This window comes from Acinetobacter puyangensis, from assembly GCF_900096995.1.
Classification (GTDB): Bacteria; Pseudomonadota; Gammaproteobacteria; order Pseudomonadales; family Moraxellaceae; genus Acinetobacter; species Acinetobacter puyangensis.
Genome location: NZ_OANT01000007.1, coordinates 66,668 through 87,845, shown reverse-complemented (window position 1 = coordinate 87,845; position 21,178 = coordinate 66,668). Strand labels below are relative to the sequence as shown.

The 21,178-nt window shown below is 43.1% G+C and carries 17 protein-coding genes; 3 read left to right on the top strand and 14 right to left on the bottom strand.

Annotated features, from left to right (window positions below):
• Positions 1–242: 242 nt before the first annotated feature.
• The 7 genes from CRO21_RS12945 to CRO21_RS12915 form a co-directional block, all read right to left on the bottom strand.
• The gene (locus CRO21_RS12945; RefSeq protein WP_097079807.1) at positions 243–2,660 is read right to left on the bottom strand and encodes a YgiQ family radical SAM protein; all 2,418 of its coding nucleotides are present in this window, start codon (positions 2,658–2,660) and stop codon (positions 243–245) included.
• 168 nt (positions 2,661–2,828) lie between these two features.
• Positions 2,829–3,773: a phosphatidate cytidylyltransferase gene (locus CRO21_RS12940; protein ID WP_097079735.1), complete on the bottom strand. Its 945-nt coding sequence runs from the start codon at positions 3,771–3,773 to the stop codon at positions 2,829–2,831.
• Positions 3,770–4,426, bottom strand: a complete 657-nt coding sequence (locus tag CRO21_RS12935; RefSeq protein WP_097079734.1) for a lysophospholipid acyltransferase family protein — start codon at positions 4,424–4,426, stop codon at positions 3,770–3,772. Before CRO21_RS12935 ends, CRO21_RS12940 begins: the two co-directional genes overlap by 4 nt.
• 57 nt (positions 4,427–4,483) lie before the next feature.
• On the bottom strand, positions 4,484–4,903 hold the full coding sequence (locus CRO21_RS12930) for a hypothetical protein (RefSeq protein WP_097079733.1): 420 nt from the start codon (positions 4,901–4,903) through the stop codon (positions 4,484–4,486).
• Entirely contained in the window at positions 4,878–6,299 is a 1,422-nt protein-coding gene (locus CRO21_RS12925; protein ID WP_097079732.1) for a phosphatase PAP2/dual specificity phosphatase family protein, read from the bottom strand. The genes CRO21_RS12930 and CRO21_RS12925 overlap by 26 nt, the downstream gene beginning before the upstream one ends.
• A 30-nt stretch (positions 6,300–6,329) precedes the next feature.
• Positions 6,330–8,081: a bifunctional alpha/beta hydrolase/class I SAM-dependent methyltransferase gene (locus CRO21_RS12920; protein ID WP_097079731.1), complete on the bottom strand. Its 1,752-nt coding sequence runs from the start codon at positions 8,079–8,081 to the stop codon at positions 6,330–6,332.
• A gap of 30 nt (positions 8,082–8,111) precedes the next feature.
• The gene (locus CRO21_RS12915; RefSeq protein ID WP_097079730.1) at positions 8,112–8,777 is read right to left on the bottom strand and encodes a CDP-alcohol phosphatidyltransferase family protein; all 666 of its coding nucleotides are present in this window, start codon (positions 8,775–8,777) and stop codon (positions 8,112–8,114) included.
• Between the two features lie 217 nt (positions 8,778–8,994).
• On the opposite strand from CRO21_RS12915, the gene CRO21_RS12910 reads away from it, so the two are divergent.
• A complete protein-coding gene (locus CRO21_RS12910; RefSeq protein WP_097079729.1) occupies positions 8,995–10,272 on the top strand; it encodes an O-acetylhomoserine aminocarboxypropyltransferase/cysteine synthase family protein in 1,278 nt (425 codons plus the stop codon).
• A 69-nt stretch (positions 10,273–10,341) separates the two neighbouring features.
• Here the strand turns inward: CRO21_RS12910 and CRO21_RS12905 are convergent, their stop codons facing one another.
• Together CRO21_RS12905 and CRO21_RS12900 are read right to left on the bottom strand one after the other, a co-directional pair.
• Positions 10,342–11,451 carry an S-(hydroxymethyl)glutathione dehydrogenase/class III alcohol dehydrogenase gene (locus tag CRO21_RS12905; protein WP_097079728.1) on the bottom strand — a complete coding sequence of 370 codons (1,110 nt, stop codon included), beginning with the start codon at positions 11,449–11,451 and terminating at the stop codon, positions 10,342–10,344.
• A 20-nt stretch (positions 11,452–11,471) separates the two neighbouring features.
• Entirely contained in the window at positions 11,472–11,747 is a 276-nt protein-coding gene (locus CRO21_RS12900; protein ID WP_097079727.1) for a metal/formaldehyde-sensitive transcriptional repressor, read from the bottom strand.
• A gap of 227 nt (positions 11,748–11,974) precedes the next feature.
• Here CRO21_RS12900 and CRO21_RS12895 point away from each other — a divergent pair, with 227 nt between their 5' ends.
• Both CRO21_RS12895 and CRO21_RS12890 read left to right on the top strand, forming a co-directional pair.
• Positions 11,975–13,171, top strand: coding sequence for an MFS transporter (locus tag CRO21_RS12895; protein WP_097079726.1), 1,197 nt, complete (start codon positions 11,975–11,977; stop codon positions 13,169–13,171).
• Positions 13,172–13,470: 299 nt separating this feature from the next.
• Positions 13,471–13,899, top strand: a complete 429-nt coding sequence (locus CRO21_RS12890; RefSeq protein WP_097079725.1) for an RcnB family protein — start codon at positions 13,471–13,473, stop codon at positions 13,897–13,899.
• 126 nt (positions 13,900–14,025) lie between these two features.
• On the opposite strand, the gene mgrA is transcribed toward CRO21_RS12890, so the two are convergent.
• From mgrA to CRO21_RS12865, 5 genes are all read right to left on the bottom strand, one after another.
• Positions 14,026–15,021: an L-glyceraldehyde 3-phosphate reductase gene (mgrA, locus tag CRO21_RS12885; RefSeq protein WP_097079724.1), complete on the bottom strand. Its 996-nt coding sequence runs from the start codon at positions 15,019–15,021 to the stop codon at positions 14,026–14,028.
• A 61-nt stretch (positions 15,022–15,082) separates the two neighbouring features.
• Positions 15,083–16,435: an LLM class flavin-dependent oxidoreductase gene (locus CRO21_RS12880; RefSeq protein WP_097079723.1), complete on the bottom strand. Its 1,353-nt coding sequence runs from the start codon at positions 16,433–16,435 to the stop codon at positions 15,083–15,085.
• A gap of 88 nt (positions 16,436–16,523) precedes the next feature.
• Positions 16,524–18,827, bottom strand: a complete 2,304-nt coding sequence (locus CRO21_RS12875) for a TonB-dependent receptor (RefSeq protein WP_097079722.1) — start codon at positions 18,825–18,827, stop codon at positions 16,524–16,526.
• Between the two features lie 22 nt (positions 18,828–18,849).
• Positions 18,850–19,905 (bottom strand): ABC transporter substrate-binding protein, encoded by a 1,056-nt coding sequence (locus CRO21_RS12870; RefSeq protein WP_228150447.1) that lies wholly within the window; start codon positions 19,903–19,905, stop codon positions 18,850–18,852.
• 30 nt (positions 19,906–19,935) lie between these two features.
• Positions 19,936–20,889 (bottom strand): TauD/TfdA dioxygenase family protein, encoded by a 954-nt coding sequence (locus CRO21_RS12865; protein WP_097079720.1) that lies wholly within the window; start codon positions 20,887–20,889, stop codon positions 19,936–19,938.
• Positions 20,890–21,178: the final 289 nt, after the last annotated feature.

Sequence of the window (21,178 nt, the reverse complement as noted above, 5' to 3'; positions counted from 1 at the left end):
CAAGGCTTTCGGGATGAGAAACATCGTTTCGCAAGGGCAAACCATCTTGCGCATGAGGAATATATTCCGTAAAGCTGCTCACTGCAAACTCGGTCCAATACTGCAAAAAAACAAATTAGTTGAAAAACATTATCTTGCAGATAATCTACTACCCTCGAACATGCAGCGGACGCTGCTACGAAATATATTTCTTCTACACATCTTATCCCGAATTCACGTTACTTAAAATTCTCTTTTTAAAATCATCGACCCGAAGTTTTGGCAGGACGTTTACGTTGTCCGCTTTCTCTAGGCGGTAAGCCGGTATGCTGGGTTAAAACCTTGCCTTTTTTCGGCGATTTGGTTTGATAGCGTACGGCATTTTCACTGGTACGCTTGACCGAATCGCCAGACTTGCTGGAATTTTTCTTGCGTGCAGACTGATAATCCCCTGTACCTTGCGGTTGATAGGTCGGAATCAAATGCTGTTTTGAATTCCCAATCAAGTCTTCACGTCCCATCTCTTTTAATGCTTCACGCAATAATGGCCAGTTATTAGGATCATGATAACGTAAGAAAGCCTTATGCAAACGACGACGCTTTTCGCCTTTTACAATATCCACATCTTCACTGTGTCTTGTAACACGCGCCAATGGATTTTTATGGGTATAATACATGGTCGAAGCGGTTGCCATTGGTGAAGGATAGAAGGTTTGTACCTGATCGGCACGGAAACCATTTTTCTTTAACCAAATAGCCAGATTCATCATGTCATAATCGGTAGTGCCCGGATGAGCCGCAATAAAGTAAGGAATCAAATATTGCTCTTTACCCACTTCTTTACTAAAGCGATCAAACATTTGTTTAAAACGATCATAAGTCCCAATTCCGGGTTTCATCATCTTGGACAATGGCCCCTGCTCGGTATGTTCCGGCGCAATTTTTAAATAACCACCCACATGATGCTGCACCAGTTCCTTAACATATTCGGGATTTAAGACGGCCAGATCATAACGCAGACCAGAACCAATCAAAATCTTTTTAATGCCTTTTAGCGCCCGGGCTTTTTGATAAAGCTGGGTTAAAGGTGCATGATCGGTATGTAAGTTTTGACAAACGCCCGGATAAACACAGGATGGTTTACGACAATTTTTTTCAATCTCTGAATCTTTACAATGCAGGCGGTACATGTTTGCAGTCGGGCCACCCAAATCGGAAATAATCCCGGTAAACTGCGGTGCGGTATCACGAATTTTTTCCACTTCACGCAAAATCGATTCTTCTGAGCGATTCTGGATAATCCGGCCTTCATGTTCGGTAATCGAACAAAAGGTACAACCGCCAAAGCAGCCACGCATGATATTGACAGAAAACTTGATCATATCAAACGCAGGGAATCTGGCATCACCATAGGATGGATGTGGCAGGCGTGCATAAGGCAGATCAAACACATAATCCATTTCTTCTGTGGTCAGTGGAATTGGTGGTGGATTCAGCCAGACATCACGATCCCCATGTCGTTGTACCAGTGCCCGTGCATTACCGGGATTGGTTTCCAGATGCAAAATGCGATTGGCGTGTGCATACAGTACCCGATCATTTGCCACCTGTTCAAATGCAGGCAGTCGGATCACGGCAAGTTCCCGTGGTGGTAATTTATGTTTGATGGCTTTTGACGGACGAAGATAAACAATTTGTGTATCTTTATCTAAATCCCCCTCAATCCCCCTTTGCGAAAGGGGGAGGCTCCCCTCTTTATCAAAGAGGGGCTGGGGGAGATTTGTATCGCCGGCCTTAACAATTGGATTACTCACCAATTCTTTTTGAAAATCCTGATATTGCGCCAGATGATTGCCTTTATCTTTTTCAATCTCACAACCATCCAGATCTTCTGTCATGACATAGGGATTAATGATCGGATCAACCCGACCTACAATGTCCACATCATTACTGTCAATCTCAATAAATCCGGTTTTTAATTCACGGCTGGATTTATTCAGAATAAATGCCGTACCACGGACATCAACAATAGTCTTGACCGCTTCGCCCTTGGACAGACGATGTATGATTTCAATGATCGCACGTTCGCCATTACCATATACCAGCAAATCAGGTTTGGCATCCATCAAAATGGAACGACGCACTTTATCCGACCAATAATCATAATGTGCAATGCGGCGTAAGCTACCTTCGATACCGCCGAGAATAATCGGCACATCCGGATATGCCTCACGGCAACGCTGACAATACACGGTCGCTGCACGATCCGGACGACGGTTGGCCTCATTATTGGGAGAATAGGCATCATCGGAACGGATTTTACGATCTGCGGTATAGCGGTTGATCATCGAATCCATATTGCCGGCTGTCACACCATAGGCAATAGTCGGTTTGCCTAGTGCCTTAAATGCATCGGCCGAAGTCCAGTCCGGTTGAGCAATAATACCAACCCGAAAACCCTGTGCTTCAATGGCACGCCCAATCACCCCGGAACAAAAAGATGGATGGTCAATATAGGCATCGCCACAGACCAGAATAAAATCACAGGCATCCCAACCCAGCATATCCATTTCTTCCCGTGACATCGGTAAGAATGGGGCAGGCTCAAAACATGATGCCCAATACTTGTCATAATCAAACAAGGCTTTGGGCGCAGTTTGCGGCTTATAGGCAGTGGACATGGCTGGCTGATCTCGGCTGGCAGAATACATAATGAATTTTGTTCATTTTAGCATGAATTAAATTCATCTATTCAAAAACAATGTTACGCAGTTTTTTCTGCTTGGATCCGGTCAGAAGTTATGAAATATAAGCAAAATGAGATCAATCCCTAGCTTTGCATCTCCTATCTAACCCCACCAGTATCTTAAAATATGGAAATACACTGGTGCAGCAAAACAAATAGAATCAATACGATCCAACATGCCGCCATGTCCCTGAATCAGATGTCCCCAGTCTTTTACCCCACGATCCCGTTTAATGGCAGACATTACCAGACCACCAAAGAAACCAAAAATACAGACGATAAAGCCAATTAATGCCGCTTGCCAGAGATTAAAAGGTGTCAACCAGTGCAATGTCATGCCAAGCAATGTCGCCAAGAATATCCCGCCTAACAAACCCTCAATGGTTTTTGATGGGCTAAGTACAGGTGCAACTTTGTGTTTACCAAACAATTTGCCACAGACATACTGCAACACATCAGACACCTGTACTACCATGATCAGCCAGATCGCAAGCCAGATTTTATCGCCAGTAAAACCATACACCTTTAAATTTAATAATGCCGGCACATGGGAAATACAGAACACCGAAACCATCAGCCCCCACTGGATTTTGGCACTGCGCTCCAGAAAACGGGTGGTGTCTTCCTGTTTCAAGGTGGCAATCGGAATCAGTAAAAAGACATAGAGCGGAATAAAAATCGAATATAAGCCGTACCAGTCAATGTAGATCAAATAATATTGATACGGAATGACAAAATAAAAGGCGATCAATAAAGCCAGATAATCGCCCCGTCGCGTCGGTAATAGGGTAATAAATTCCCTTAAGGCAAACAGTGAAATTAAGGCAAATAAAACAATTAAGGCGTTTTTGCCCAGTAAAATTGCTGCGCCCAGAATAACAAGCATCGCCCACCACGCATTAATGCGGGCATTAAGATTATCAATCACAGCATGCGGTTGCTGCTTGACCCGTTGTTTAAGCAGATGACCAATGGTTGAGGCAATCACCAGAATAATCGTGACCGAGATAAAAAATAAAGAGGTCAATTGTCCATGACTATAATTCATTGATTCTCAACCTCTTGTAAGGCCAGTAATTGTTGCTCGGCACGATGTAAAAATGCAGTCTTGTCTAGCAAATGCTGTGTATCCAATGGTGTACCAAAAGCGACGGTTGACAATAGCGGTAATGGAATAAATGCACCTTTTGGCATAACACGATTGAGGTTGGTAATCCACACCGGCACCAGTTCGACCTCGGGAAACCGTTGGCTTAAATGGAATAGACCACTTTTAAAGGGCAACAGAATCCGGTCTTCATCCAGATTACGTGTGCCTTCCGGGAAAAAAATCACCGAATCGCCATCATTTAATGCATCAATAACCGGTTGTAAAGGGTCCTGACCAGATTCCCGATGTCTGGCAATGGTAATGCCATGAAACACATCCTGAATCAAAAACTGCCTTAACGTATTACTTTGCCAATAATCAGAAGCCGCCACAGGACGGGTTTGCCGACGAATCGACGTCGGTAGAGACGACCATAACAAGACAAAATCAATATGACTGTTATGATTGGCGTAATAAATGCGCTGTTTCAATTCCGGTTTGCAACCCAGCCATAAACTTCTTGCGCCAGTCAGCAAACGTACCGAACGACGCATTAAAAATGCCACGCCACGCGCAAGATAGTTGATTATTCTGGATGGGTTTTGCTTCATGACCGTTTTGCCTCTTTTGTATTTGCGCTTGAATCTGCGTATTTTTGTGTACTGCGTTTATCGTGCACCAAGGCAAATCATGCTAACCAATAACATCAACTGGATTGCCAACACCACACATTGCAGTTTAAACAGTCTTAATATTCCGGTTAAGCGTACTGTCCAAATTCGCCCGCTTTTTTTCGATGAAATCAGCTTTAAATCCAGTAATGCCTGATCCAATTGTTCAGTCTGGGCATGGAGCGTATCTTGTGATTGAATCATTTGTTGCAATAACTGCCGATCAAACTGGATACGAATATACAGATAATGCTGGATGCTTGCCGCAAAGATGATAAGTAGTGCCAAAATATTTAAATGGGTCAATAACATGATCAAAAAAGCCAGTATAAGCAAAAGATAACTTGCCCATAATATTGATGCACTACTTGCGGTTAATGCCAATACCACCTTAAGCGGAGAAAGTGTTTGATCCATAGTGTTTCCGCCATTGTTCCAGTTCTGATAAATGCGTAGGTTTTAATACCACCCATGGACGTTGTTGTTGAACTAGAGCTAAACCCTGTTGTGCCGAAGCAACAATGCCCTGATCAATTAACCATGCAATTAAAATACTACAGCTACGGGAATAACCCAAAGCACAATAAATCAATACTTTCTGAGTTGGCTGCTGTTGAGTCTGACCGTTTTTGGTCTGTTGTGTCTGATTCTGTTGTGTCTGATTCTGTTGTGTCATGTGCCGAATAATATGATTGAATCTCGCCACCGCCTCGGGAAACTGTTGATGCTGAATTGGAATTAAATCCAGACTGTAAAATGCCTCATAACATTGATGTTCAACTTTGTGATGCGGCAATTCTGCACAACAATCGAATAGTGACTGATATTGTCTGGCATGTTGCTGGGTCGGAATTCTACCCAGATAAATTTCAATATTATTATGTTTTAAGATAAAGGAATCATCGGCATGCTTTCTGGTCCACAATCGGCTATTCATCCATGCAAAAAGCAAATAGGGAGACAATAACAAATAACTTGCCACAGTTAATCGGCCATCAGGTTGTTTCTGAAACACCGTAGGCTGTCGCAATAGATAAGCCAGCGCCACCAACAACAATGACATCGCCGGATAAAACAACCATAGTGCCCAAGACTGAATACTATAGGCCAATGCAGCCAGCCCCTGTGCAGCGCACAGGTAAAATATGCCCAGCTTTAAATGTTTGGTCGTAAAAGATTGTCGTCCAATACGTAATGGTGAAAAACCCTGCAAGGGAAATAACCATAAACATAATGCACCCACCAAAAGCCCGGTCGGAATATCAATAAAATGATGTTGCCATGTGGTTAATACCGATAAGCCGATTAACACTGACCAGCCATGTACCAACCAACGCCACTTTGCTGTGACGTGCCGACGATAAAAATCCCATATAATGACCAGCAAAATAATATGCAATGAAGGTGCCTGATTAAAGGGCTTGTCAAAGCCCATCAACACATCAAACCAGAGCCCAAAAAATCCATCTAATTCTGGGCGTTCAAAACTAAAGCGCAAGGGAAACAATAAAAAACATGTGATGGCAATGACTTGTGCCGATACCAGCCGCAATACCTGTTGCCGTAATTCGTGTTTACTCAGACAAAGAAGCAGCGATAAACCATAAAACAAATCAATCGACCAATACGGCACAATGGTCCACGCCCAAAGTGGAATATACTGCTCCCATGCAAATACAATGACCGGCACATCCGTGAGCCCGCTGGCATATTGATTGGTAAAACCGTAGGTGAGAAAGAAAAATGGTGCCAAAAAACAGAGCCAGAGTACACCATACAGCCAGACACCACGTTGTGGCATATTGATCAGCATAAAACCGTTACCTTTAGAAAAACGTTGCCTTTATAGACGCTGTGCAACAGAAACGGTAAAAATACCAAATTCGTCAATACATTGGTCAATTTTTTTAAAACCAGCATGTTCAACCAGCGCATCGATCTCGGCCTGAGATCGTAAACGCATCACCCATGCCTGTCCCTGACGGTGTGAAGTTAAAGCTCGGGCAATAAATTCCTGCTGTGGATGCCAGATTTGTCCGGTATAAATTAAATAGCCACCCTGAGGAATTGCCTGTGCCAGCCCAGTTAGCGATTGATTTAATAAGGTATTATCGGCAAACAGCTCATATAACCCGGACACCACTGCCAGATTGGGCCGAGGTTGAATAGCAGCCAGTGAAGCAGTATCAAAGGCATCGCCCTGCTGAAATTGCGCCAGATGCTCAAGCTGTCGTTGTCGGATTAACTGCTGTCCGGCCTCAACATTCAGCGCACTATAATCCCGCAGCAAAATCGACGCAGGTGGCTGTTGCAGATGTGCCACCGCATCGAGAATGTAACGGCCATGTCCGGCGGCAATATCCAGTATGCGTACATCCTTGCCTTGGGCCTGAATATGCACAGCATATTTTTTCAACAATGCTTCAAGGTTTTGTTTACGCACCCGAATACCACGCCAACCGATAGCCTGCAAATATTGCCAGTCAATCAGCTTGCCAATCGGATTGGAACTTTCCAGTTGATCCCGATAGACAAAATCCAGGGTCGAACCGGAGTCATACCCAGTTTGCTCACCGATTTTTAACCCTTTGGAAAACTTGCTACCCAGTTTTAAATTGGCTTTGGTCAATTGCCAAAATGCATGTTTAATCGAATTTTTTGGCAATGGGGTAGAAATTTCCTCAGCAATCGCACAACTTGCACCAATTTTATCGGCATCGAGAAGCTGCGGTGACTGAAAACTTTCAGCAAAATTGGCCAGAATAAAACGACGAATTTTTTCAAGCGCCAAATGGCGGTCTTTTTCGCCCAAGGTATCATGATAAAAGCCTTCCAGTACATGCCATTCTTTTTTGGGATGCGGTAGTTTCTCATAAAATTGTTGTTGTGGTTTTCGCTCTACCACAAAATCCGATCCCGAACAAACCACCTGTGTCGGCACAAAAATGTTCTGTGCATCTGCCACCACTCGATCTGCCGCAGCATATAAACCCAAGAGCATACGCACTGATATGGCTTTGCCAATCTGTGGATCGTTATCATATTGCTGTGCCCGTTCGACATCGTGGGTCAGCATCGCGGCTTTGACATAGCTGCTAATGAAAAAATTGCCACGCAATTTGTTTAATGCAGTCAAACCTGCACGGGCAAAGGGCACATAAAGCTTGATATCAAATGCTGGTGAAGCCAAACATAAGGCACGAATTTGTGGTGCATAATCATGTACCCAAGTCGCTGCCAACACTGCCCCAACACTTTGTCCGATCACTGCAATATTTTCAGCTTTAATCTGATATTTATCCTGAATATGTTGCACAAAATACTGGATATCTTTCACACAAGCGGAAAAGCTCGGTGCATCACCTCTTTCACCGGGCGATTGTCCATGTCCTCTGGCATCCCATGCAAAAAAATCAAATTCGGCTAATTGTAATTCTTCGACCAAATGTGCCATTCGACCGGAATGTTCATGACCACGATGCAACATGACAATCGCCTTTTTATCCGTATCGGAGGCCCGATCCGTTTGCCAATGTTGATAAAATAAAGCAATGCCATCATGGCTATTAAACGTATGCTGTGTGTTTTGATACATAAATGATTCCTTTAAAACGCAATATTCTTTCTACAGATCAATCTTTCTACTATTTTGAATACCGTACCTGATACGGTTAAAAATTGTCAGCAGTAAAAGCAATAAAATAAACAGCAACAGGCCATTAATCACATTATCGAGTCTATCGATGTTCAATGCCGGATATTTCTGCATTACACTCGGGATAAAGGCGATCACAATAGCCAGCAGACTAAAGATAAATGCACGATCACTTTTCCCCATCGGTCCGTCATAACGGCGCGCTGCCCCAACCAAAGGTGCCATAACACCGGCATATTCACTGAGAATGGACAATAGGATCACCAATGCCAATAATTTTTGATCAATCAGAGTAAAGGCAAAAAAACAGGCATAGAGCGCAGTATCACTGATCACATCACACAATTCATTGAGATAAGCACCCAAAGTACTTTGCTGGGCGAATTCTCGTGCCAGCATGCCGTCTATGGCATTCATCGCCATACGCAGCAGCATCCAGACGGGTAATAACAAAAAATAAAAAATCGAACCATCCGGGCTTTGCACATGCTGATAAATCCAGAACGCTAGACCAACCGAAATCAACATGGCCATTACAGTCACCATATTTGCCGTAATGCCACAACGATACAGTCCCCGAACCAAAGGTCGGAGTAAATTTTGAAATGCAGGTTTTAATTGATAAATAGATGGCATTGTTATGTATTATTAAATCGTAGAATCTTGATCATAAAGGAAAAGCTGGGATCTGAACATTGCTGTTTTTGTAAGCAAAAAGTATGCTGTAAAAACCTCAAGCCTTATGCTAAAAATTTATATCTTAATCTCTTTATCATCATCAATCAGGACAAAAATTATGCTAGCTTAATTTGGCTTTTGCTACATATTCGCTACATAGATGGAAAAAAACAACATGGCATATAAAGATGAAACCCTGGCAATTCATGCAGGCTATAGCCCAGAACCAACCACAAAGGCAGTGGCTGTACCAATCTATCAAACGACGTCCTACGCATTTGATAATACACAGCACGGTGCCGATTTATTCGACCTGAAAGTACCGGGTAATATTTATACTCGCATTACCAATCCGACTACCGCAGTCCTCGAACAACGTCTTGCGGCACTGGAAGGCGGAATCGGGGCGCTGGCACTGGCGTCTGGTATGGCAGCAATTACCTATGCCATCCAAACCATTACCGAAGCTGGTGATAATATTGCATCAGTATCAACATTGTATGGTGGCACCTACAATTTATTTGCCCATACTTTGCCTAAACAGGGCATTGAAGTTCGCTTTTTTGATTATCAAAACCCAGAAAGCCTGCGTCAATTGATCGATGACAAAACCAAACTGGTTTTTGTCGAATCCATTGGCAATCCACTTGGCAATATTATCGATCTGGAAGCCATTGCCAGCATTGCACATGAATATGGTGTCCCGGTCGTGGTCGACAATACCGTTGCCACACCGGTCTTACAAAAATCCTTTGAGCATGGTGCCGACATCGTGGTGCATTCACTGACCAAATATATTGGTGGACACGGTAATAGTATTGGCGGTGCCATTGTAGATAGCGGCAAATTCCCTTGGGGTAAATATCCAGAACGTTTCAAGGTTTTGAATACACCTGATCCAAGTTATCATGGAGTCAATTATGTCGAGGCACTGGGTGAAGCAGCCTATATTGGTCGTGCCCGTGTGGTTCCATTACGCAATACTGGTGCAGCAATCAGTCCCTTGAGTGTATTTCTGATTTTACAGGGTCTGGAAACCTTATCCTTGCGTATAGAACGCCATACCGAAAATGCCTTGAAAGTTGCCCAGTATTTAAAACAACATACCAAAGTCAATTGGGTCAACTATGCTGGACTACCTGATCATCCCGAACATGCGCTGGCACAAAAATACGTCAAGGGTAAACCGTCTGCGATTCTTTCTTTTGGGGTAAAAGATGGCAAAGCCGGTGGCACCCGTTTTATTGATGCACTGCGACTGTTTACACGACTGGTGAATATTGGTGATGCCAAAAGTCTGGCATGTCACCCTGCCACCACCACACACCGCCAGTTAAACGAAACAGAACTCAAAGCTGCGGGCGTCAGTGAAGATATGGTGCGTTTGTCTGTGGGTATTGAACATATTGATGATTTAATTGCAGATCTGGAACAGGCGCTGGCGCAGGTTTAAGCTTGATAACTCTTAATTATTCTAGATAAAACAGGGAGGACAACCTCCCTGTTTTTTTATCTTCAATGTTTAAAAATGTACCACTGAACGAATGGATTTCCCTTCGTGCATCAAATCAAAAGCCTCATTAATCTGGTCAAGTGGCATGGTATGCGTGACAAAAGGCTCAAGCTGAATTTCACCCTTCATAGCGTCTTCTACCATTCCCGGTAACTGGGAACGTCCCTTGACGCCACCAAATGCGGTACCTAACCATTTACGCCCTGTAACCAACTGGAATGGACGTGTGGAAATTTCCTGCCCTGCACCAGCAACCCCAATAATCACCGATTGTCCCCAACCACGATGCGCACATTCCAGTGCCGAACGCATGACATTAACATTGCCAATACATTCAAAAGAATGATCCACACCCCAGCCAGTCAACTCAACAATCACCTGTTGAATCGGCTGATCATAATCTTTTGGATTTAAAGTATCTGTCGCACCGAATTGTTTGGCCAGTTCAAATTTATCCGGATTGGTATCAACCACAATAATGCGACCGGCCTTAGCCTGACGTGCACCCTGTACCACCGCCAGACCAATACCACCGAGGCCAAATACTGCAACCGAATCGCCTTCCTGTACTTTTGCCGTATTATGGACTGCACCGATCCCGGTCGTTACACCACAACCCAACAAGCAGACCTGCTCCGGATTGGCATCAGGATTGATCTTTGCCAATGAGACTTCTGCAACCACAGTATATTCACTGAAGGTCGAGCAACCCATATAGTGATAAATCGGTTCACCATTATAAGAGAATCGAGTCGTGCCATCCGGCATGACCCCTTTACCCTGTGTTGCACGTACAGCCACACAAAGATTGGTCTTGCCCGATTTACAGAATAAACACTCACCACATTCGGCAGTGTACAGTGGAATCACATGATCACCGGGTTTAACACTGGTCACGCCCTCACCCACTTCGATCACTATACCTGCACCTTCATGTCCCAAAATTGCAGGAAATACTCCTTCAGGATCATCACCGGAAAGCGTAAATGCATCGGTATGGCAAACACCGGTATGCGTAATTTTAATCAGTACTTCACCTTTTTGAGGTGGAGCAACATCGACTTCTACAATCTGTAAAGGTTGTCCTGGGCCAAAAGCCACGGCAGCACGGGATTTCATCGGAATTTCTCCTTTTTTGGTTACTTTAAATAGGATTTAAGAATTTTACTGATGTCAGACAGTTCATCATGGCGTTGTTGCTCGGTGGACTCACCTGCAACCAGTGTATCTTTGAGATGGACTTCTAATAACTCGGTCATCAGGCCATTCATCGCACCACGGATTGCACAAATTTGTTGCAGGATTGCAGCACAAGGCGTATCTCCTTCCAGCGCACGTTCAATGGCTTGTACCTGTCCCTGTATTTTTTTTACACGGACAAGAATTTTCTTTTTGTCTTCAATTTGCTTGGGCATCGCTTACTCATGACAAGGTTTTATATACTATACACCAGTATAGTTATCTATTTAAATGCTAAAGACGCTTTTAATAGCACAAATCCCCAAGTTATATACATAAGTTATGCCAATTGATCACCGCCCAGAAAATGATCACGACATCTAAAATAAGCCTCTAGAATACCGTGCAGCCTAAAACAATCGTTTTATTTTGGCTTATACTGCTACCAGCTTTGGAGCCCTTCATGTCTAATCTCCCTTTACAGTTAAGCCGTGGTACAGCCGCTTATCGAGCGGTCATCCTTGCACTATTCCTAGCAGGTTTTGCCTCATTTTCCCTGCTCTATTGTGTCCAGCCAATGTTGCCGGAATTAGCCCGCTCTTTTCTGCTTCGTCCCTCGGAAAGCAGCTTTGCGCTGTCTTTTTCCACGCTGGCACTGGCATTTGGATTACTGATTACCGGTTTTATTTCCGATGCGATTGGCCGTAAACCAATCATGGTGTGGTCGCTGTTGGGTGCTTCAATTTTAACGATTTTAAGTAGTTTTATTCCCTCGTGGTGGTTTTTTCTATTGAGCCGCATTGCCATTGGTTTATCTGTGAGTGGCGTGGCAGCAGTTGCCATGACCTATGTTGCAGAGGAAGTTCGCTCAGTTGATATTGGTTTTAGCATGGGTTTATATATTTCCGGAACAGCCATTGGCGGCATGAGTGGACGTTTAATGTCTGGGGTATTGCTGGAATATATTTCTTGGCATCACGTGATTTTGTTTCTGGGTATATTGAATCTGGCCATCTCCATTTTATTTTATTATTTATTACCAGATTCCAGATTTTTTCAGGCCACAGCTTTTTCTTTAAAGAAATTAGGCAAAGGCTTTCAATACCATCTCAAAAATCCACAGCTTTGCATTTTATTTGTACATGCATTTATCCTGATGGGCTGTTTCGTTACTGTATATAACTATTTAAATTACTATTTATTAAAACCGCCATTTAATGTGGCACAAAGTACGTTAGGTTTACTGGCCGCAGCCTATTTGGCCGGAATTTACAGTTCTCCACGTGCCGCAACCTGGGCGCAACGCTTTGGGCGTAAACACCTGTTAATTTTTATGCTCTCAAGCATGCTAATCGCTTTGTGGTTCATGGCAAGCGTACATCAATTCTGGATACTATGTATCGGGCTGGTTATGTTTACTTTTGCTTTTTTCGCCGCACACTCCACAGCCAGTAGTTGGGTATCACAGACAGCTAAGTCTCAACGCGCTGTTGCTGCTTCGCTTTATTTATTTAGCTATTATCTGGGTTCAAGCTTACTTGGCAGTAGTGGTGGTCTGGTTTGGGAAAGTCATGGATGGATAGGTTTAACCCTTGCCATGAGTGTGGTGCTCTGTATCGGTATAGTGTTAGCGACTCGCTTACATGACCTTCGAGATTGAACACATGTTCTTCATAATTAATCCATAACTTTAGCTCATATTCACTATACGTCCTCAAGAACAACCCCCGAGGATATTTAGCAGTAAATATCCTCTTTTTATGCCTAGATTTTTCCCCAAGAATCTAGGTTTTTTTTGTGCCATAGAATAAGGTGAAAAAATCATCTTACTATTCGAATATTCTTAATTTATTCATAATATTAAAAACAAATTACAACAAATACAATTTTTCTACTTTGCTATTTGCTGTAATGTCATTAACGTTAATAACGCTTAATTAAATTTAAAAGGTGGTAAATATGAAACATATGTCTAAAATTATGGCAGCCTCAATATTATCAGTTTTAATGGCAAGCACAGCTTTTGCTGCGCCCCAACATGAACAACATGGTCAGCAACAACAGCAAAAATCTCAACAGCAACCTCAGCAGCAAAAGAAATCTGATGACAAAAAACAAAATGGGCAAACACATCAATCACAAAATAATCATCAGTCTGCACAGCAAAAATCCAAGTCTCAGCAAAGCAAAAAAGTAGCCCCTTCAAGAGATTGGAAAGTCGGCGGTAAAGTCCCTACAACCTATCGTTCAAACAACTATAAAGTTGGACATGATGCGCATAACTTACCAAAACCAGGTAAAAATCAACGCTGGATCAAAGTAAATGGCGATTATGTGTTAGAAAATATTGTGACACATGCGATTATTAAGATCATTACAGGTCGATAATCTCGGTTTATTTGCATAACACCCGCTTTAGTGCTGATTTTTATCACACAATAAAGCGGGTGATTTAAAATAAAAATATATATTCACTTTATTACACAATGATCAATTTATTTTTTACTCTCAACACTATTGATTAATGACCGCATCAATTGCCTGTAATTCCTGCACAGAAAAACTAATGTTATCCAGCGCTTTTACATTTTCAATCACCTGCTGTGATGTACTTGCCCCGATAATTGCAGAGGTGACATGCGGATCACGTAATACCCATGCCAAAGCCAATTGTGCCAGACTCTGTCCACGATTCTGAGCAATCTCATTGAGTAGTCTGATCTTATCCAGTAATCCGCTATCCAACTGTTCCTGTTTCAGATAACGACTCCCCCGACCAATCCGTGAGTCGGCCGGAATACCATTTAAATAACGCCCACCCAAAAGCCCCTGAGCCAAGGGAGAAAAAACAATAATGCCAAAACCCAGTTGATCTGCACTATCAAACAAACCTTGTTCAATCTCACGATGAAATAGATTATATAATGGCTGATGCAATCTTACAGGTACTTTATATTCGGCTAATTGTGCAGCAAGCTGCCTGGTCAGTTCCGGTGTATAGCCCGAAGAAATACCGATATATAAGGCCTTGCCCTGTCTGACAATATCCGCCAGTGTGTCGGCAGTTTCCTCAAGCGGTGTCTCAGGATCATAGCGATGGGAATAAAAAATATCGACATAATCCACACCCAGCCGTTTTAAACTCTGATCCAGACTGGCGGTTAAATATTTTCGCGAACTGCCGCCTTGTCCATAAGGTCCCGGCCACATATCCCAACCTGCTTTGGTGGAAATAATCAATTCATCTCGATAGGCTTTAAAATCTCGTTTTAAAAAATGTCCAATATTACGTTCTGCGCTGCCAAATGGTGTGCCGTAATTATTGGCCAGATCAAAGTGATTGATTCCGAGATCAAATGCAGTATGCAAAATCTCCTGCTGTCGGCTTAGAGGTGTATCATCACCAAAGTTATGCCAGCAACCCAGAGACAATGGCGGCAAAACCAGACCACTTTTTCCAGCCTTTCGATAACTTAAGTGTTGATAACGGTTTTCTGCTGCGAAATACATAAAATTTTTCTCTTTCATTTTAGCTTATTAGGCTTTCGGTTATTTGTCTTAGCATGGTGTTTTACACGGTATGGCTAGATTGATAATGCGCCCTGAGGGTTGTCGCCGAATATTCTGTCCTAAAAATCTTTTTCTGTTGTAAAACCGGCACCACCAGTTCGATAAAGTCTTGCGCACCACTAGGCAATAAGGCGGGCATGATATTAAAACCATCGGCCGCTTTATGCTTTAACCAGTATTCCATTTGATCTGCAATCATGTCTGCTGTACCAATCAAGCTAAAATGCCCACGCCCTGCGGCAACGCGCTGATAAAGCTGTTTTACTGTCAATCCCTGTTCATGGCTAAGTCGGGTAAACAAGGCCTGCCGGCTTTGTTGTCCGGTTTGGGTTAATTCCAGTTCAGGCAAAGGGGCATCGACATCCAGCGTTGATAAATCAAAATTACCCAGCATACGACCCAACAAACCCAGTCCAACCCGTTCTTCGATTAGATCATCGAGAATTTTTTGCTTGTGCAAGGCTTCCTGCTCGGTCTTTGCCACCACCACATACAAGCCCGGCAAGATACTTAACTCATGCGCCTGACGACCATAACGGGATAAACGGCTTTTTACGTCTGCATAAAATGCCTGTGCAGATTGAAAATCGGCTTGTGCGGTAAAAATCACATCTGCTGTTCTGGCCGCCAGTTCCCTACCGCGTTCGGAACTACCTGCTTGTACAATAATGGGATGACCCTGTGCACTTGGTCCGACGTTTAAGGGGCCGGCCACTTTAAAATGTTTTCCCCGATGATTTAGTGGATGCAATTTTTCCGGGTTAAAAAATTGTCCTTGTGCTTTATCCTTGAGCAATGCATCTTGTTCCCAGCTTTGCCATAAACCTTGTACCACATCATAAAACTCCTCAGCCCGCTCATAACGATCCTGATGCGGCACATGGGCTTCAATATTAAAATTCAATGCTTCAGCTGCCAGATCGGTAGTCACCAAATTCCAGCCTGCACGCCCCTCTGAAATCAAATCCAGTGAGGCAAATTTTCTGGCGATATGATAAGGCTCATTATAGGTGGTGGTTGCTGTACCAATTAACCCAATATGCGAGGTTTGTGCGGCAATTGCTGATAATAGGGTCAAGGGTTCAATTTCATGTCCCCGAACTTTGCCGGAATGGGTCACATTAGGGTCCATAGCCAAACTATCGGCAAAGAAAACGGCATCGAATTTTCCTTGTTCGGCAATTTTTGCAGCTTCAAGATATCTTGCAAATGCCGAGCGATTTAGTTGACTTTCGGGATGGCGCCAACTGGCAACATGATGACCAAAACCATCTAAAAATAAATTTAAATGCAGCTGTGGCTTTTGCTGATCTGTTGTCGCAAAAGCGATAGATGGCTGAATAATCTGGTTCATGACTTTACCTTATATCGGATCTGTATCTATGCGGACCTTTGTCACCGACGTTTTACAGTTGGCGACAAAGATCAATTTCCATGTTTGACTAAAAATCTTTTCTAAACGACAGACCAAAATAGCGTTCGTCATCTCTCGGCACTTGACGGGTAATGCGATCACCGTTGGTGCCCAGTAAAGTTGCATAGGATTTATCCAAAATATTGCGCACATTCAATGCGACACGCCAATCCGACCCAGTATCATTGAGTGCAATACCGGCATTCCAGATGCCGTAGGACGGCTGAATGGTGTTGGCATTTTGATCCAGACTATATTGCACCTCACTTTGCCATGAATATTGGGTCGATAATTCAATCCGTTTGTTATTGGCTAGCTGGATAAATTTATCCACCTGGGCATTGATCTTCCAGTCAGGTGAAAACGGCAATGGCTTACCATTTACATTCGGGCAAGCACTGTCTGTTGGCGGGCATTTAAAGTCCTCAATACGGGCAATAATATTGGCAGCCGAAAGACTCAAGCTTAAATCGGAACTGACTTTATAGATACTATCAAGCTCTATCCCTTTGGTTGAAACGTCACCGGCATTGACCAGTCGGGTAATCGGGAATCCGCTTGGATCCAAAGTACGGAAATTGGCCTGATAGTTTTGATATTCAGTATAAAAGCCTGCAATATTCAGACGTAAGCGATTATCCAGCCATTGTGATTTAAAGCCCAATTCATAAGAATCTGCGGTTTCAGGATCCAGCACAGGCGTATCAATTTGCTGCATGTTGAAATAAACATTATATGCAGGTCCTTTATAACCTCGGGAATAGGTCAAATAGGTATTAATATTGGGTGAAAAATCAAATTGCGGACCAATACGTCCAGAAATTCCGGTTTCCGAAGTCGATCCTGAACTGGCATAAGGCGAGCGAATGGCATTACGCACACCAACGCTCACTGGAATGGTCGAACTACGCTGATGATCATAGGACAATTCATCACGGGTCACACGTAAGCCTGCCACCAAACGCAACCGATCACTAAAATTCACTGTGCCTTCACCAAAAACTGCATAGTTGGTGCTATCGGTGTTATAGACTGCACGACCAAAATCGGTCACATAATTTGAAGCCGTATTGTCATACCACTGCGACTGACGTTGATAGGTTTCATCATTTTTATTTTTGGAAAAATACAGTCCGGCAACATAGTTAAAGAAACCATTCTCCAACGGTTTGATACGCAGTTCCTGTGAAAACTGTTTGGTATTGACATCACCCCGATCGGCAATGCCTGCAAAATTTTGGGTTGCCGCAGAGAGTTGGTCCCCATCACCAATTTGTGTATTTTTCCATTGCCGGAATGCCGTAATAGATGAAAGCTGATGATTCGGTAAGGTCCAGTCTGCGGTCAGTGCCAATCCCTGATTGGTATCATCGGTGGAGGCGCTGGTATTTTCAATCACTTGACGATTTTCAGCATGAGGGACAATTGGTTGTAATGCGCTGGCGTATGCTGCATTACTGTTTTTCACCACAACAGCGGTCGGATTGGTACCGTCTTTATGGATATAATCCGCAGTAAGACCCAGAACCAGCGTATCCGATGGCGTATATTCAAATTTGGTTCTAAAACCATAATTTTTATAGCCATTCACATCTTTGTCGTAATAAAGGTTTTTGACATTACCGTCAAAATTACCCAACAAAGCAGTGACATTGGCTTTTAAGGTATCGGGTATCAATGTCCCCGATGCACCCAGCCGAATACGTTGTTCTTTATCACTGGTGGCATAGACATCAACATAACCCGAAGGATAACTGGTCGGATTTTTAGTGACAATATTGACCACACCTGCCGAGGCATTTTTACCGAATAAAGTCCCCTGAGGGCCACGTAATACTTCAATTCGGTCAATATCGAGTAAATCTAGCGTTGCCTGTCCCGGTCGGCTAAATACCACACCATCAACCACTGTAGACACGGATGGTTCTACACCGGGAGAGGTAGTAATGGTACCCACACCGCGCACAAATAAAGAGGTATCCTTATTCGATGCACCAGCCCGGAAGTTCACCGAAGGCACATCTGAAACAATGGCTTCGAGTGAGTTTTTCTGTTGTTGTTCCAGCGTTTTGCCAGTCAGTACCGATACCGCCACCGGTACTTTTTGTAATGATTGCTCACGGCGTGTTGCTGTCACCACCACCGTTTCCAGCTGTACCACATCATCCGCATTTTTTTCGGAATCAGTTATGCTGCTTACCGCCAAAGCCTGCTCTTCCGCATGACCCTGTTGCAGGCAAAGGAAAAGACTACTGGCCAATACACTATAGCGCAGCCCGCTGACAATTAGACTTTTTGTCTGCCCCGACACCTCATGATTCAATACACCCATTGTTTATTTCTCCTCAATTCAATTATTTTTTCAAATAGTCGTAGTTCGCTGTAGGCGTCCAATACTGTTGTAATTTCAAATTCTGTAATGCCTGATTGACAAAACTGGCATTGACCCAGCTCTTCTGATCAATGGGTTTTCGGATCAAACCCTGTGCTTGGGCGAGATTAATTTTTTGTTGCAGTTGATTCAGGTAATACTGATCAAATAAGGGCGAATACAGGAATTTTAAATTCACCCCATGCAGTTCCTGTGCATAGACCGAGGCAGGATAAGAAGACTGCGTAAAGAACAAAGCAATTTGCGCAATACGATTCTCTTCCTGTGACAGCCAGTGCAATCCATTGACCACCTGATTCACCACACGCTGGGTTTCTTTGGGATATTTCTGGATAAATTGCTGACTACCCAAAAATACGCCCTGAGATGATCCAGCACCGTTTAACTGACGGCTACTGACCGGTAATTTGACAATGCCTTTGTCACGTAGGGCAAAAAAACGGGCCGGTCCCCATGAAGCATCAATTTTTTTTGCCACTAGTGCCGCATTGACTGCATTAAAATCCAGATTCACCACCCGTACATCTTTAGTACTTAAACCCTGACTATTCAGCGCGGCAACAAAAGACAATTCATCGGCAGTACCACGTAACAATCCAACCCGTTTACCTTTAATATCGGACAGTTTTTTGACATTTAATTCCGGACGAACTGCCAGATAATTGCTGATGCCACGAGATGTTGGGACCAATAATTGCGTATTTAGCCCACCAGCTTTACCAATGATGGGTGGCAAATCGCCAAGAAAAGCAAAATCTAGTTGTTGATTGGCAAAGGCTTCATTAATGGCAGGACCTGCGCCCTTAAAGAAATACCATTCAACTTTGATATTTTCCTTGGAAAACTCTTTTTCAATCCAGCGTTTGCTATATAAAACATCAACCACACCACCACCTGCATGTTTACTACCGGCAGTCAAATCCGGTGAAGCAATACGAATTACCGCTGGTACCTGCGCAAATGACCACTGTCCCCAAAATAGCAACGACAGCACGGCCAGTTTTTTTAATTTATTCATGTGCATTGTGATCTCAACCGATTCGATTTATTAATTTGAATTTAAAACTGCACTGACTTTCTGCTGTTGTAATTCATCTGCGGATAAACCTTGTGGAATCAGGGTGATACTGGCTCGCCCATCAATCCCTTGCGGCACATCTCCAGCCAGTGTGACCCGTCGCATCAAGCGATAATCATCACCATAATCGTTGACCGCACGATGCTGCGTTGCGCGATTGTCCCAAATGGCAATATCACCTGCCTGCCATGTCCAGCGCACAGTATTTTCCGGTTTGGTAATTCTCTCCTGAAAAATATCAAAAATCCGACTGGATTCTCTGGCACTTAATCCGACAAAGCGTTTAAAAAATTGTCCTAATACCAGACTTGGCTTACCTGTTTCCGGATGAATACGAACCACCGAATGTTCTGTTTCATAGTGCGTGGAAACAAAAATTTCCTTATGCTTTTGCAAGGTCTTTTGATCGGCATTGGGTTTATAACCGCCATAATCAAAATCATTGGTATGGATCGCCCGCAGCTGATTGGCCAAATCTTTAAGAGAAGACGGTAACTCTTCATAAGCAGTTTCGGTATTGGCCCAAGTGGTATCGCCTCCAACTTCCGGCACCACAACGGCCCTAAGAATACTGAGCTTTGGATAGGCATCGATAAAAGTGACATCTGTATGCCAGACATCTGCCCGTCCACCGGAACGTGAATCCAGTTCAAAAATATAATTACTTTCTGCTGCGACAGGAACAGTAGGATGACGAACAGGCTCTCCCAATAAAGCAGCAAAACGCTCCTGCTCCTCATCATTTAATTGGTTCTGATGTCTAAAGAAAATCACCTTATATTGCAATAAAGCCTGATAAATCTGATCGGTAATTGCAGATTCCAGATCACCGGATAAAGAGACACCTTCTATTAAAGCGCCTATATGTGGTGTAATAGGAGAAATTTTTAATTTATGCTCAATTTGCTCTAATATCTCTGCCATGACCTACTCATATAAATACAAACTTGTCGATATTATAAGAAGAGACAGATGATTTATTCTGCATATAAATATACATTGTATTGATGATTTTAAGATTTATATAGAATCAATATCGGTATGGATTGTACAAAAATATTTAATTTTTGAATAAATAGCACGTAAAAAAGGTTGCTTAAAATTGCAACCTAATCATGAGTTAAAATGGTCTAAACAAATAAAATTCAAAATATCAGAACATTCTGTATCACAATAAATTTTGTCAAATATTAAATATTTATTCGCCCTTAGG